General features: G+C 32.0%; 14 protein-coding genes. 10 read left to right on the plus strand and 4 right to left on the minus strand.

Going from position 1 to position 13,653, the window contains the following annotated elements; all coding sequences use genetic code 11:
* Positions 1–67: 67 nt before the first annotated feature.
* Positions 68–1,117: an Mbeg1-like protein gene (locus tag ACI32A_RS02775; RefSeq protein WP_439753499.1), complete on the minus strand. Its 1,050-nt coding sequence runs from the start codon at positions 1,115–1,117 to the stop codon at positions 68–70.
* 38 nt (positions 1,118–1,155) lie between these two features.
* A complete protein-coding gene (locus tag ACI32A_RS02780) occupies positions 1,156–2,067 on the minus strand; it encodes a serine O-acetyltransferase (protein WP_439753500.1) in 912 nt (303 codons plus the stop codon).
* A 72-nt stretch (positions 2,068–2,139) separates the two neighbouring features.
* Here ACI32A_RS02780 and ACI32A_RS02785 point away from each other — a divergent pair, with 72 nt between their 5' ends.
* The 9 genes from ACI32A_RS02785 (at position 2,140) to ACI32A_RS02825 (ending at position 10,603) form a co-directional block, all read left to right on the plus strand.
* Positions 2,140–2,910: a Cof-type HAD-IIB family hydrolase gene (locus ACI32A_RS02785; protein ID WP_439753501.1), complete on the plus strand. Its 771-nt coding sequence runs from the start codon at positions 2,140–2,142 to the stop codon at positions 2,908–2,910.
* Between the two features lies 1 nt (position 2,911).
* The gene (locus ACI32A_RS02790) at positions 2,912–3,775 is read left to right on the plus strand and encodes an aldose 1-epimerase family protein (RefSeq protein ID WP_439753502.1); all 864 of its coding nucleotides are present in this window, start codon (positions 2,912–2,914) and stop codon (positions 3,773–3,775) included.
* Positions 3,775–4,737: a Gfo/Idh/MocA family protein gene (locus ACI32A_RS02795; protein ID WP_439753503.1), complete on the plus strand. Its 963-nt coding sequence runs from the start codon at positions 3,775–3,777 to the stop codon at positions 4,735–4,737. The genes ACI32A_RS02790 and ACI32A_RS02795 overlap by 1 nt, the downstream gene beginning before the upstream one ends.
* Positions 4,734–5,456: a class B sortase gene (srtB, locus tag ACI32A_RS02800; protein ID WP_439753504.1), complete on the plus strand. Its 723-nt coding sequence runs from the start codon at positions 4,734–4,736 to the stop codon at positions 5,454–5,456. Before ACI32A_RS02795 ends, srtB begins: the two co-directional genes overlap by 4 nt.
* A gap of 98 nt (positions 5,457–5,554) precedes the next feature.
* Positions 5,555–6,625 carry an undecaprenyldiphospho-muramoylpentapeptide beta-N-acetylglucosaminyltransferase gene (gene murG, locus ACI32A_RS02805; RefSeq protein WP_439753505.1) on the plus strand — a complete coding sequence of 357 codons (1,071 nt, stop codon included), beginning with the start codon at positions 5,555–5,557 and terminating at the stop codon, positions 6,623–6,625.
* A 7-nt stretch (positions 6,626–6,632) separates the two neighbouring features.
* Positions 6,633–7,535 carry a UDP-N-acetylmuramate dehydrogenase gene (gene murB / locus ACI32A_RS02810; protein ID WP_439753506.1) on the plus strand — a complete coding sequence of 301 codons (903 nt, stop codon included), beginning with the start codon at positions 6,633–6,635 and terminating at the stop codon, positions 7,533–7,535.
* Entirely contained in the window at positions 7,528–8,550 is a 1,023-nt protein-coding gene (locus tag ACI32A_RS02815) for an OCRE domain-containing protein (RefSeq protein ID WP_439753507.1), read from the plus strand. The genes murB and ACI32A_RS02815 overlap by 8 nt, the downstream gene beginning before the upstream one ends.
* A 59-nt stretch (positions 8,551–8,609) precedes the next feature.
* Entirely contained in the window at positions 8,610–8,969 is a 360-nt protein-coding gene (locus ACI32A_RS02820; RefSeq protein WP_439753508.1) for an Asp23/Gls24 family envelope stress response protein, read from the plus strand.
* Positions 8,970–8,977: 8 nt separating this feature from the next.
* A complete protein-coding gene (locus tag ACI32A_RS02825) occupies positions 8,978–10,603 on the plus strand; it encodes a DAK2 domain-containing protein (protein WP_439753509.1) in 1,626 nt (541 codons plus the stop codon).
* Between the two features lie 28 nt (positions 10,604–10,631).
* On the opposite strand, the gene ACI32A_RS02830 is transcribed toward ACI32A_RS02825, so the two are convergent.
* Positions 10,632–11,312, minus strand: a complete 681-nt coding sequence (locus tag ACI32A_RS02830) for an N-acetylmuramoyl-L-alanine amidase (RefSeq protein WP_439753510.1) — start codon at positions 11,310–11,312, stop codon at positions 10,632–10,634.
* 119 nt (positions 11,313–11,431) lie between these two features.
* Between ACI32A_RS02830 and ACI32A_RS02835 the strand changes: the two genes are divergently transcribed.
* The gene (locus ACI32A_RS02835; protein WP_439753511.1) at positions 11,432–12,181 is read left to right on the plus strand and encodes a metallophosphoesterase family protein; all 750 of its coding nucleotides are present in this window, start codon (positions 11,432–11,434) and stop codon (positions 12,179–12,181) included.
* Positions 12,182–12,193: 12 nt separating this feature from the next.
* On the opposite strand, the gene ACI32A_RS02840 is transcribed toward ACI32A_RS02835, so the two are convergent.
* Positions 12,194–13,492, minus strand: a complete 1,299-nt coding sequence (locus ACI32A_RS02840) for a fused HPr family phosphocarrier protein/2-hydroxyacid dehydrogenase (protein WP_439753512.1) — start codon at positions 13,490–13,492, stop codon at positions 12,194–12,196.
* Between the last annotated feature and the right edge of the window lie 161 nt (positions 13,493–13,653).

Genomic DNA, 13,653 nt, shown 5'->3' on the forward strand with positions numbered 1-13,653 from the left:
TTCATTTTTTTCTTCAGTTCTATTATTTTTTTGATTTTTAACTTAATGACATTGATAGCCACAAGGGCTATTTTTTTAGTTGATTTTGAATAAACTTTTTAGTTTCTTTTAAATTTGTTTGAATAATAATTTTGATGATTTCATTGACAATATTCTGTGTTTCTTTATCCAGTTGATGAAATCCTTTTATAATGTGAGACGCATGACTGATTTGAAAATCATAAATAGATTCTAAATTTTCTTTTTGAATTAATTCATAAAACGTATCTACAAATACTTTTCTTTTTTCCAGACTTGCTTGTCTTAGCCAGGCATTTCCACTAATTTGAAAATATTGGGCCAATGGCTCTAATTCATTGACACGTACAAATTGATTATTTTCAATAACCCAGGAAAACAAATCATGTTGATGTAAATGTTTGGCATTGCTTTCTACAATTTCAAAGTCAGAATGATTTTCCATAATGAGTCCAATAATCGAACAAGAAGGAATAAATTTATAATAGGGACCATTGACATGAATATTTTCATTTAAAAAACCAGGTCCATCAAAATTATAAATTCCCACACAATTTGTACAATCTTGCTGCCAGGCACAATAGGTAGCTAAATTTCCACCCTTTGAATGACCAATCAATCGAAATAAATCAAAGGAATGCGATAAAAAATAATTTGATGCACTGATTTGACCGGACACGTGTTTATTAAACAACATATTAAAGTCTTCTTTCCATCCGACAATGGAAGTATCGGTTCCACGAAAACAAATATTATAGATATGATCACTACAAATGAAAGTGATGGCAGCAAATTGTTCATCAACATCTAAGTCCGTAACCGATTGAAAAAATCCGATTTTCATGGAAGCAAAGCGCACAGAAAAAATCATTAAAGTGATTAAATCACCAAATTGTTCTGGAAATTTATCTAAAGGAATGATTTCTTGTTCATGAAAGCGTAAACTGGAAAATTCAATCCACTGTGTTTCAATATCCATTTCTAAGTTTTCCCATTTTAAATATGTGATATAAGCTAAAATAGCAGCATCAACTTCATTAAATGGAATTTCATTCATAGAAAAAGTTCCTGTTTCTTTTACATATTCAATTAAATTCATACTTCTATTGTAACAAAAAAATCAAGGAAAACCTTGATTTAGATTTCATAACACGAATTATTTTTATCTGGTTTCAAAACCAGTTCAAGACTCTGATTGGCTACACGCATATGATCGGGAATGGAATGCGTAATAAAGCAATTTCCCGAAATAACACAGCCTTCACCAATAACCGTTTCGCCTCCTAAAATCGATGCATTGGAATAAATGGTTACATTGTCTTTTATTGTAGGATGACGTTTAACACCTCTTAGTTTTTGTCCATCACGCGTGGATAAACCACCTAATGTAACACCTTGATAAATTTTAACATGCTGACCAATGACTGTTGTTTCACCAATCACAACACCTGTTCCATGATCAATAAAGAAATACTTTCCAATGGTAACGCCAGGATGGATATCAATTCCTGTTTTGCTGTGTGCTTGTTCGGTCATGATTCTTGGAATAAGAGGAACATCTAATAAATAAAGTTCATGGGCAATACGATTAACAAAAATGGCATAAAATCCTGGATAGGAATAAACAATTTCATCAAAACTAGTTGCCGCTGGATCGCCATCAAAAGCTGCCTGAATATCGGTTTTCAAGTATTCATGAATTTTTGGCAATTGATCAATGAATTGAAGCGCAATTTGTTTGGCTTTTTCTTTACGAGCAAATTTTGGAGACTTCGCATATTTTGGATGATACAACAAAGCACGTGTTGTTTCATAAACCAGTAAAGAATATATTTTTTCAATATGGCCTCCAATTTCATATTTGTTCGCAAAATCCGAAATAATTTCGCGATCACCAAATAAAGCCGGAAATAAAGCTTGTTGCGCATTTTCAATGATTTCTACGATTTCCTGTGTATCCAATTGAGAAGTATGTTTATCTTTATAATTTTGATGTACATCATCTATGATATGTTGTACAATTCGTTCTATTTTATGATCCAATTCCATAAAGGTTTCTCCTTTGCTTTTAGAATTATACTATAATATGGCTTTTTTTTCTATTTTTCGTATAATAAAGATATGAAAAATGCGTATTTTTTTGATATGGATGGAACGCTCTATCATCGAAAATATCACGATGTTTCTTCTAAGACTTGTGAAATATTAAAGGAACTTCAAAAGAAAGGGCACATCGTTGGATTAAGCACTTCCCGATGTTTTCAGGAACTATCTTGTCTACCATCTTGTATAAGAACATTTCCATTTGATTTTAAAATCTTAGATGGAGGTTCTTTGATTTTAGATGCCCGGAATCAGATTTTATATCATTTTCCCATTCCTGTTTCTAAAATGAAAGAAATTGATCGATATTGTCAGGAAAATGAAATTGTATATCGATATTCTACAAAAGACGGAAATTATTGGGGAAGAATGCCAAAAATGAAGGATCATAAAATCTGGATGGATTTATATTTATGTACACCTGAATATAAAGAATATCAGGACGATGAAGTTTTAAATTTATTAATTATGTCAAATGAAGAATCCGTTAAAGCTTATATTTCGAATTTATTTTCAAATAAAGGCATGGTTCAATATCCAGATTGTTTAGAAATTCGAAATGATGGTTTGAATAAAGCAAAAGCAATTGAATTGGTTTGCCAACAAGAAAAAATTGATCATTTGATTTGTTTTGGTGACGGTGAAAACGACATGGAAATGATTCAAATTGCAGATACAGGAATTGCGATGGGAAATGCGATTCCTGTATTAAAAGAAATAGCGGATATCGTGATAGGAAATATAGAAACAGATCCTATTTATCATTATTTAACACAAGGAGGAAATTAAAATGGCATTTGTTTTAGAAAATGATGCAGCTCGTTTGGAGTGTATTGAACAAGGTGGAGAAATTCAATCTTTTTTTGATAAAGAAAAACAACAAGAATGTATGTACCAGGGAAATCAAGCCTGGACAGGAAAAAATCCTTCTTTATTTCCAATTATTGGAAATACAGCTTCTAAGTCTTATCAAATTCATGGTAAAACATATGCGATGAAAAACCATGGATTGATTCGTTATGCGACTTTAAAAGGAGAACAAAAAGAAAATTCCATTGTTTTTACTTACCAGGACAATGAAGAAACTTTGAAACAATATCCTTTTCATTTTCATTATGAAATTGAATATACATTAAATCAAAAAGAAATCACAATTGATTATCGAATTCAAAATACATCCAATGAAGATATGCCATTCACTTTTGGTTTGCATCCCGCTTTTCTAGTTCCACAAAAAGAAGGAGAAAAATTTGAAGACTATTCTATTGATTTTGAAGTTGAAGAAAACGCAAGTCAAATGTTATTTGATCCAAGTTTTGAAAAGAAAATTACTTATCAGGATGTTTGCTTGAAATCATGGAATTTATCAAGAGAAGATGTAGATTATTATAAAACAATCATCTATAAAAATTTAAAATCCAGTTATGTGACTTTATCTTATAAAGGACAACCAAGAATCAAAATGAGTATTGCTGGTTTCCCCTTATTGGCTTTGTGGACAATTGAAACGCCTTCTGATTTTATTTGCATTGAACCATGGTATGGGCATGCAGACTTTGAAAAAGGAATAGATGATTTCTATACAAGAGAAGGAACAATGATTTTAAAACCACAAGAAGTCTTTACAACAAGCTATACAATTGAGGCTTTATAATGATTCGTTTTGCGATACTTGGATTAGGATATATTAGTGCCAGAGTGGCCAAAGGCATTCAATGTTCAAAACAGGCACAACTTTATGCACTTTGTTCTCGTGATATACAAAAAGCCAAAGCACTTCAAGTTCAATATAATGCACAGAAAGCATATGATTCTTATGAAGAATTGTGTCAAGACAAAGATGTAGATGTGATTTATATTTGTACACCCAATCATCTTCATTTCGAACAAATAAAAATGTGTCTTCAACATAAGAAGAATGTTATTTGTGAAAAACCAATGATTTGTTGTCAAAAAGAATTGGATGCATTATATTTGATTGCTAATCAAAATCATTGCTTATTAATGGAAGCCAACAAAACATGGTTTACACCATTAAATCAAACCATATTCAATGCTTTACAGACCAATGAATATGGAAAAATCATTTCCATTCAAGCTAACTATAGCTATGATTGTAAAGACCAATATGACAAAGATAGCTGGGCTATGCATCCTGTATATGGAGGGTGTTCCTTTGATGTAGGTGTCTATCCTGTTTGTTTTTGTCATAAAATGGCAAATTCACAGATTCAAAGTATAGATGTTTCTTGTTTTCATTTTGATAATAATCCCGTTGATTTTTCAATGATGGCACAGATTCATTATGAAAATGGAATTATAGCTCAAGCTAATAGTTCCTGGCTTCATTATACAAAAGACAAAGGAAAAGCTGTTGTTGTGACAGACAAAGCTGTGATTGAAATTCCCGCTTTCTGGAAGAGTTCAAAAGCATTTATCGAAATGAATGGACGAAAAAGTGTTTTAGAAGTTGAAATGGAAAGCGATTTTAGTGGAGAAATTGATGCGTTTTGTGATAGTCTTTTAAATGGAAAGGGAAATGATTTGTTTTATCAAATTAGCACAGATATTTATCGTGTAATTGAAAAAGGAAATCAGTATCGAAAAAGTCTATGAGAAAATTTATATATAGAATTTTATTTTTAATTTGTTTAGGCATCTTTGGTTTTAGTGCTTATCAATTATTTGAAATTTATAATGTAAAAAATTCAGTAAATAAAGAAGTCAAGGAATTAGAGAGTACAATAAAAAAAGAAGATGAATCCTATGAAGTGGATTGGGCTTCTTTACAGGAGAAAAATCCAGATATCATTGCATGGATCATTATTCCAGATACAGATATTTCGTTTCCAATTGTTCAGGGAAGCGATAACTCTTATTATTTGAATCATACATATTTAAAAGAAGACAATCGTATGGGATCTATTTTCTTGAGTATGGACAATCAAAGAGATTTCTCAGATGTGAATTCCATAATTTATGGGCATTCGGTAGATACAGGTGGCATGTTTACGTCTTTAAAAGAATATAAAGACTTAGAATATTATCAGGAACACAATTATCTGTATTTATTAACACCTTCTCAGAATTATAAATGCGATGTAATTTGTTTTTCACAAGTAGAAGATGGATGTGATTATTATAATATCCATTTTAATATGGATGATATGATGAATACATATCTTCAAACGGCAACCCATTATACAAATGTAGAAAACGTAGAATCTGTCATTACTTTATCTACTTGTGACTTGGATTATGGAGCGCATTCTACAAAGCGTTTTGTTTTAGTGGCTTCTTTAAAAGCATACGATGGTAAAATAGTTGTGAACTAGACTGTGACAGACACAGTCTTTTTTTATGGATTCTTCAAAATTGACCAACTACTTTTTCCTTGATTTTCATAGTAAAAACATAGATAATAGAAAGGTATATGAAGATTTGTTTAGTGACTGGAGGAACTGGTGGTCATATTTATCCGGCCTTAGCTTTAGCGGATAAATGGAAACAGTTGTATCCAGATGTAGATATTTTATTTATTGGAAACGACGATCGAATGGAAGCGGATTTAATTCCTTCCTATGGATATCGTTTTTGGTCTTTACATACTTCTGGTTTAGTGGGAAATCTTTTTTCAAAAGGAAAAGCCATTTGTCAGTTGTTTTTTGCATACAAAAAAGCAAAGAAGTATTTAAAGAAGTTTAAGCCAGACTTGGTTATAGGATTTGGTGGTTATGTGAGTGCACCTGTGATTTTAGCTGCTCATTCTTTATCCATTCCTGTAACGATTCACGAACAAAATTCGATTGTTGGAAAAGCCAATCAATTGGTTATGAAAAAAGTGAATCGAATTTTTACGTGTTATGAAAAGTGTTCGGAAATATTTCCAAGAGAAAAGATTTCTTTATTGGGAAATCCTAGAGCAACTTTAGCTAAAGAAGCTTCATTTGATCAGAATTATTTTGAATCCATGGGATTGGATTTAAATAAAAAAACAATTTTGATTATGATGGGCTCTTTAGGCAGCAGCAGTATTAATCAGTTGATGAAAGAGTCTTTAAAAGGTTCTTTTGATTGTCTTCAGTTTTTATATGTTTGTGGAAAAAATAACGAAGACGATATGTCAGAATTGGAAAGAGAAAATGTACATGTTGTGAATTATGTCGATACTTTACGTATTTATTCGCATATTGATGGAATGATTTGTCGAGCTGGAGCCACTACTTTAGCTGAAATTACGGCTCTAGGTATTCCTTCGATTTTAATTCCAAGTCCATATGTTGCCGAAAATCATCAGTTTTATAATGCAAAAGCATTAGTGGATGTTCATGGTGCATATATGATCGAGGAAAAAGATTTAAATGCAGATACGTTACATAGAAATATTGTTTCTTTATTTGAAAATGAAAAAGAAATGGAACTGGTTTCTAAAGGGGCTAGAGCTTTGGGTAATCCCGATGCAGCCTATGATATAATTCGTGCATGTCTTCAATTAATTGGATGAGGTTAGTATGAACATAAAAGAAAAATTAAGTATATATGCGGATGTTTTAGAAAATGAACCGATGTCAAAACATACGACATATCGGATTGGAGGATGTGTTCGTTTTTATATTTATCCTAAGAATTTGATTTCATTAATGCGTGTTCTTCATATTTTAAAAGAAGAAAAAATGGCATATGAAATCATGGGACGTGGTTCCAATGTATTATGGAGTGATAACTTTTTTGAAGGAGCCGTTATTAATTTAGATCGTTATATGAATGAATCATATATTGAACCCGATGGAACGATTGTATGTCAAGCTGGTTGTTCTATTATTAATTTAGCAGTTGAAGCAGCAAATCATTCTTTAACAGGACTTGAATTTGCTACTGGGATTCCAGGATCCATTGGTGGAGGCATCTACATGAATGCAGGTGCTTATAAATCAGATTTTTCCAATATTCTGGATTCTGTTATGGTTTTAGTGGATGATCAGATTGTCTGGATGAAAAAAGATGATTTGATGTTTGGTTATCGGAAATCGAGTTTTCAATCACATCCAAATTGGGTCATTCTAGCCGCTCGTTTAAAATGTAAAAAAGGAAATAAAGAAGAAATTCTTTCATTAATGGATTCAAGACGAGAACGTCGCCTTGCGAGTCAACCATTGGATAAACCATGTGCAGGAAGTGTTTTTCGAAATCCAGAAAGCATACCAGCATGGAAACTTGTGGATGAATTAGGTCTTCGTGGCTACCAGATTGGTGGGGCTCAGGTTTCATTAAAACACAGTAATTTCATCATCAATGCCAATGGTCAAGCAAGTGCAAAAGATGTAAGAGAATTAATTGCTTTGATTCAGAGTCTGGCAAAAGAAAAATATGATTTAGATTTAATTACGGAAGTGGAGCATTTCCATTGTGAATAAATCCAAAAGAAAAAAACGTTCTTTTTCTTTGAAATCCATTACCATTCTTTGTGCCATTCTTTTTATGTTTTTTAGTTTTCTTTTATATTGTATAAGCGATGATTCCAAAACACATGTTTTAGCATGTGAAGGAAATTATTTTTATACCGATGCACAAATATATGAAAAAGCACATGTTTCTTTGAATACTCGCTTGTACTTGATGCCTGGTTTTTTAATGGAAAATCAAGTAAAGAATTTGGATTTAATTGAATCTGTAAATGTCACAAAAAAAGAAAATAGTATTGTGATTCATATAAAAGAAAAAATGGCTGTTGGTTATTATATAGAAGATTCTAAATATTATATTTTAACAATTGATAACGAATCTATTGAATTAGATTCCCAATATAAATCAAATTTAATTCATCTTCCTTTAATTAGTGATTTATCTAAATCACAAAGAAAATCTTTATGTGAAGAACTTAAAAAAGTAGAAGATGATATCACTTATGAATTAATTGAAAAAATATCACAAATTGTTCCGTTTTCTTCTTCTTATGATGAAAATATGATTCGATTGATTATGCGAGATGGAAATTCCATTTATTCAAGTTTTGATAGTTTATCTATGTTAACAAAATATTCTCTTGTTTTAACGCAATTAAAAGGAACATCAGCTTGTTTATTATTGGATTTAGAACACAATGCGATTGATAAAATTAGTTGTACGGATATCACAACCAATCGAAAAGAATTACAAACGCAAATTGATGCTTGTCAAGAAGATGGAAAAACATGGGATTATGATTCGTCTTCGTGTGTGGAAACAGAAGAAGAAAACAAAGAAGAAACAATAGAGAAAGAACCCAATCAGGATTTGTCGTATTTAGATTCGATACAGGATTGGCAATACGATGCAAATTCGGGTTGGTATTATTCGGAATCAACTGGATATTATTATAGTCAATTTTCAAATGAATATTTTGAGTGGGATGATGCCAGTGCTTCATTTGTGAAAATTGAAGAGCCATAAGTGTTTTATTGTTTAATACAATTTTATAAGGTATAATACAAAAGAATAGGAGGAAGTATATGCCAATTAATAAATCAACAGAATATGGAAATATTTCAATTTCCTTAGATGCCATTGCCAGCTTAGCTGGAGGTGCCATTACAGAGTGTTACGGCGTTGTAGGTATGGCCAGTCAAAAAAGTGTTCGCGATGGATGGGCAGAATTATTAAAAAAAGAAAATTATTCTCGTGGTGTTGTTGTTTCAAACCAGGAAGATGGTCTTGTATTGGATTTATATATTATTGCGCTTCAGGGAATTAAATTAAGTGAAGTTGTTTTAGAAGCACAGAAACGTGTAAAATATGAAATTGAAAAAGTATTAGAAGTAAAATGTAAAGAAGTAAACATCTGTGTTCAAGGTGTGCGTCTTTTGAAATAGGAGAAAATATGGAAAGAATAGATGGACAGTTATTAAAGCAGATGTTAGAAAGCGGAATGAATAATTTAAATAATCATTGTGCTTTAGTCGATGCTTTAAATGTATTTCCTGTTCCAGATGGAGATACAGGAACCAATATGTATTTAACGGTTTCAAATGGAGTCAATGCAGCTTTAAAAGAAGAAGCCAATCATGTTGGAAAAATATTAAAAACGCTTTCTCGTGGTTTATTAATGGGAGCACGAGGAAATTCTGGGGTTATTACGTCTCAGATTTTTAGAGGAATTTATCAAGATTTACAAGACAAAGAAACCATTGATGCGTCTCAATTAGCGCATGCCTTTGTGAATGGATCTCGTATTGCTTATAAAGCTGTTATGCGACCGGTAGAAGGAACCATTTTAACAGTAGTTCGTGAAGCCGCAGATTATACATATGCCTATGTCATTACCAATGAAATCAAAGACTGTTCTTTGGTGATGGATAAAATGGTTGAAGAATGCAATGAATCTTTAAATCGTACACCAGATTTATTGCCTGTTTTAAAAGAAGTTGGGGTAGTGGATTCAGGTGGAAAAGGATTAACCATTATTTTTGAAGGAATGGCTTTAGCTTTAAAAGGAAACGTTGTTTCTTTAGAAAAGAATGAAGAATCTGTAGATGCATCGCAAACAAAAGTAGAAGGTACAGAAGAAGAATTTGGATTCTGTACAGAATTTATTTTGAAATTATCAGAAACGGGAATGCGTCATTTCAGTGAATCTGATTTTCAAAATGAATTAGCAACGATTGGTAATTCAATTGTCTGTGTACAAGACGATGATTTAGTAAAAGTTCATGTTCATACCTTAGAGCCTTTTACAGCCATTAAAATGGGAAAACGAAGAGGTCGTTTCTTAAAATTAAAAGTCGAAAATATGCAGATGCAACACGATAATATTTTAGAAGAACAAGAAGAAACTGTTTCTGTAGAATATAAAAAATATGGCATTATTACAGTGGCACCAGGAAGTGGTATTGGAGATATTTTCAAAGAATTAAGAGCGGATATTGTTGTTGGTGGTGGACAAACAATGAATCCGAGTACAGAAGACTTTGTGGCAGCTATTCAAAAATTAAATTGCGAACACATTATCATTTTACCAAATAATTCCAATATTGTGATGGCAGCCAATCAAGCTGCTCAAGTGTGTGAAGACAAAGATATTCATGTTCTTCCTGCTAAAACCATTCCACAAGGAATTTCAGCTTGTGTGATGTTTAATCCGGAAGTGGAAATTGATGAAAACTTAGCGGACATGCAGGAAGCCATTGAAAATGTAAAATCTGGTGAAGTAACATATGCCATTAAGGATACTACTTATGAAGGAATGGAAATTAAAAAAGATGAGTTCATGGGTATTTTCAATCGTGAAATTGTTTTATCAAAACCAGATTGTATGCAGGCAACCAAGGCTTTATTGGATCAAATGCTGGATGAAGACAGTGAACTGGTAACTTTAATTTATGGTCAGGATACGACTTTAGAATTAGCTGAAGAAATTGGCTCATATATTGAAGAAAACAGTGATGCTGAAGTAGAAATTTATCAGGGAAATCAGCCTGTTTATCCTTTTATTATCGGAGTAGAGTAATCTACTCTTTTTTTGATAAAAAAAACAATCACGAAGATTGTTTATGAATTTGATCCACAATTCCTTTTGATATTGAATAACAAATCTTTTTTTGTGTTAACCACGATTGAAGCATTAAACATTCTTTTTCATTGGATAAATAACCAACTTCAAATAAAATAGAAGGAATATTTAACTGATCGACAACATATAATGGATAATTTAAAGTACTTTCTATTCCATTATTTGAAGAATAATGAAACTTTAATAAGTTATCGCTAATGGCCTGACATATTTTTCGAGACGTTGAATCACCGTTTTTAATATAGAAACAATAACCAGACATATTAGAATCTGCATTTGAATTCAAATGAATGGATAAAAAGTAATTCGCTTGCTGACCAATTTGAACTCGACTTTCTAAATCCTGGGATTCATTGGAAGGCCAGGAAACCAAATCACTGTCGCGAGTATAAATTACTTGAATACTTGGATCCATTTGCTGAATCATTCGACCTGTTTGTAAAGCCAATTCCAATGTAATATCTTTTTCATAGCTTCCATCTACGCCAATGGCCCCACTATCATATCCACCATGTCCTGCATCAATACAAATCGTGGTTGAGATTTCTTGTTGGATAGGAGAAATGAATTGGATGAGAGAATATCCAAATGAGGCTACAAATCCAATAGAAAAAATAAGAGAAACTATTATTATTGATTTTTTCATATGGATATTTTATCAAATTTTATGTTTGAATACAAAAATAATGAGATTAAGCGCTTACACGATTTGTCAAATTGAAATGAGTTTGATATAGTAAAACTAGTTTTATTTGGAGGTAGTACATGATTTATATTACCGGAGATACGCATGGAGCGTTTGATATTCATAAAATCAATCCCGATGAATTTATTCCCGGACAAACAATGACAAACAAAGATTATGTTATTATTTGTGGTGATTTTGGTTGTATATGGGATGGAGGAAGTAATGATGCATTTTGGCTAAAATGGTTGTCTTCTTTACCTTGGAATGTATTATTTATTGATGGAAATCATGAAAATTTTGATGTCCTTGATTCATATCCTGTCGTGGATTGGCACAATGGAAAAGCACATCGCATTCGTCATAATATCTATCATTTAATGCGAGGTGAAATATATTCCATTGATGGTCATTCTTTTTTTGTCTTTGGTGGAGGCTATTCTCATGATTTTGAATTAAGAGAAGAAAAGAAAACGTGGTGGAAAGAAGAGATGCCTACGCAGGAAGAATTTGTTAATGCACAGAAAAATTTAGAAAAAGTCAATTATCAAGTGGATTATGTTCTTTCTCATGATATTTTTTCCAGTCATCCATTGTCACAAAAATATAAAATTCAAATGAATCACTATGGAAAAGAATATTTAAATATTCAAACAATTCTAGAAACCATTCGACAAAAACTACAATATATGTGCTGGTTTCATGGACACTATCATGTAGATGAAATAACATATATTGATAATAAACCTTGTATTACTTTATTTGATCGTGTTTTATTATTAGATGAATTAGAAAATGAAATGAAAACATTAAAAAAAAGTCTCAAATGAGACTTTTTTTAATTATTTAGCAGAAACTTCTGCATTTCCATAGCTATTTCCTTCATTGAAGTTACGAGCATTTTCCATTGTAACAACGGCAATTGCTTGCAAAGCTTCACGTGTGAAGAAAGCCTGGTGTGATGTTAAAACAACTTGAGGGAACATTAATAAACGTCCTGTAATATCGTCTGTGATAGCTTCATCGGAACGATCTGTATAAACGTTAGCATCTTCTCCTTCATATACGTCTAAAGCAACCGCATGGAATTTACCCTGTTTTAAAGCTGCAATCAACGCTTCTGCATCAACTAAAGGGCCACGAGATGTATTGACTAACATAACTGTGTCTTTCATCATATCAATGGCTTCTTTGTCGATTAAATGATATGTACTAGGGAATAAAGGTGCATGTAATGAAATTAAATCGGATTTTTGAAGCAATTCTTCTTTTGTGACATAAGTCAACAATCCAGATTCTTCCAATGCTTTATTTGGGAAAGCGTCCCATCCTAAAACAGTCATTCCATATCCTTTACAAATATTGGCCATGCAAACACCAATACGACCTGTACCCATAATACCAGCCACTTTGTTATGTAAATCCAATCCTAATAATCCAGATAAAGCAAAGTTGTTGTCTTTCACTTTATTATGTGCTTTGTGCAAACGACGATTGGCTTCTTGTAAAATAGCCATAGCATGTTCAGCTACTGCATATGGAGAATAAGCAGGAACACGTAATACAGTGATTCCACATTCTTTAGCAGCTTGTAAATCAACATTGTTGAAACCAGCACAACGAAGAAGAATTAAACGTACACCGCATTCATGTAATGTTTCCACAACTTCTCTTGGACATTCATCGTTTACGAAAATACAAACGGCATCGTATCCATTGGCTAAAGAAGCCGTTTCAGGAGTAAGACGGGCATTAAAATATTTAATGTCTGAGTTATAAGTTCCTTCTCCTTTGTCTTTTACTAATTCGCTGAAGAAAATTCGATCATAGTCTTTTGTTCCAAAGAAAGCAATTTTTAAAACTTTTACAGGTTTCTTTTCTTCAAAAGCACCGTTGTGCAATAAATCATAAATTGTTTGAGCAGCTTGTTCTTCATCATCGCCTTCAATAGTGATTGTTAATTTATCATCTTTTTTAGCGGCTAATTTTAAGATTTGCAGAACATTGACACCATCAGCTGTCTGACCGTCTTTTTCAATAATTACACTACTCTTGAAATCAACGCAAGTCTGAGCCAGTAAAGCAGCTGGACGCGCATGAATTCCTAATGGATTGACTACAATATAAGTTAGTTCTTTCATTCTTTCATATCCTCCTATGAAATATTAACTAAAAATATTATAGTGCAATTTTTTAATAAATTAAACCCCTTTCAAAATCAATTCAAAAAAAAAGAAACATTATAGTTTCTTTCAGACTGTTGACAAAGTAATAGTCGACAGTCTTTTTTTTATTTGATAGA

This window comes from Floccifex sp., assembly GCF_051873555.1.
In the GTDB taxonomy this organism is placed as follows: Bacteria; Bacillota_I; Bacilli_A; order Erysipelotrichales; family Erysipelotrichaceae; genus Floccifex.

What these genes read in the sequence shown, in the direction of transcription:
- ACI32A_RS02775 (WP_439753499.1), bottom strand. Translation starts at nt 1,117, where the DNA reads ATGAATTTAATTGAATATGTAAAAGAAACAGGAACTTTTTCTATGAAT.
- ACI32A_RS02780 (WP_439753500.1), bottom strand. Translation starts at nt 2,067, where the DNA reads ATGGAATTGGATCATAAAATAGAACGAATTGTACAACATATCATAGAT.
- ACI32A_RS02785 (WP_439753501.1), top strand. Translation starts at nt 2,140, where the DNA reads ATGAAAAATGCGTATTTTTTTGATATGGATGGAACGCTCTATCATCGA.
- ACI32A_RS02790 (WP_439753502.1), top strand. Translation starts at nt 2,912, where the DNA reads ATGGCATTTGTTTTAGAAAATGATGCAGCTCGTTTGGAGTGTATTGAA.
- ACI32A_RS02795 (WP_439753503.1), top strand. Translation starts at nt 3,775, where the DNA reads ATGATTCGTTTTGCGATACTTGGATTAGGATATATTAGTGCCAGAGTG.
- srtB (WP_439753504.1), top strand. Translation starts at nt 4,734, where the DNA reads ATGAGAAAATTTATATATAGAATTTTATTTTTAATTTGTTTAGGCATC.
- murG (WP_439753505.1), top strand. Translation starts at nt 5,555, where the DNA reads ATGAAGATTTGTTTAGTGACTGGAGGAACTGGTGGTCATATTTATCCG.
- murB (WP_439753506.1), top strand. Translation starts at nt 6,633, where the DNA reads ATGAACATAAAAGAAAAATTAAGTATATATGCGGATGTTTTAGAAAAT.
- ACI32A_RS02820 (WP_439753508.1), top strand. Translation starts at nt 8,610, where the DNA reads ATGCCAATTAATAAATCAACAGAATATGGAAATATTTCAATTTCCTTA.
- ACI32A_RS02825 (WP_439753509.1), top strand. Translation starts at nt 8,978, where the DNA reads ATGGAAAGAATAGATGGACAGTTATTAAAGCAGATGTTAGAAAGCGGA.
- ACI32A_RS02830 (WP_439753510.1), bottom strand. Translation starts at nt 11,312, where the DNA reads ATGAAAAAATCAATAATAATAGTTTCTCTTATTTTTTCTATTGGATTT.
- ACI32A_RS02835 (WP_439753511.1), top strand. Translation starts at nt 11,432, where the DNA reads ATGATTTATATTACCGGAGATACGCATGGAGCGTTTGATATTCATAAA.
- ACI32A_RS02840 (WP_439753512.1), bottom strand. Translation starts at nt 13,492, where the DNA reads ATGAAAGAACTAACTTATATTGTAGTCAATCCATTAGGAATTCATGCG.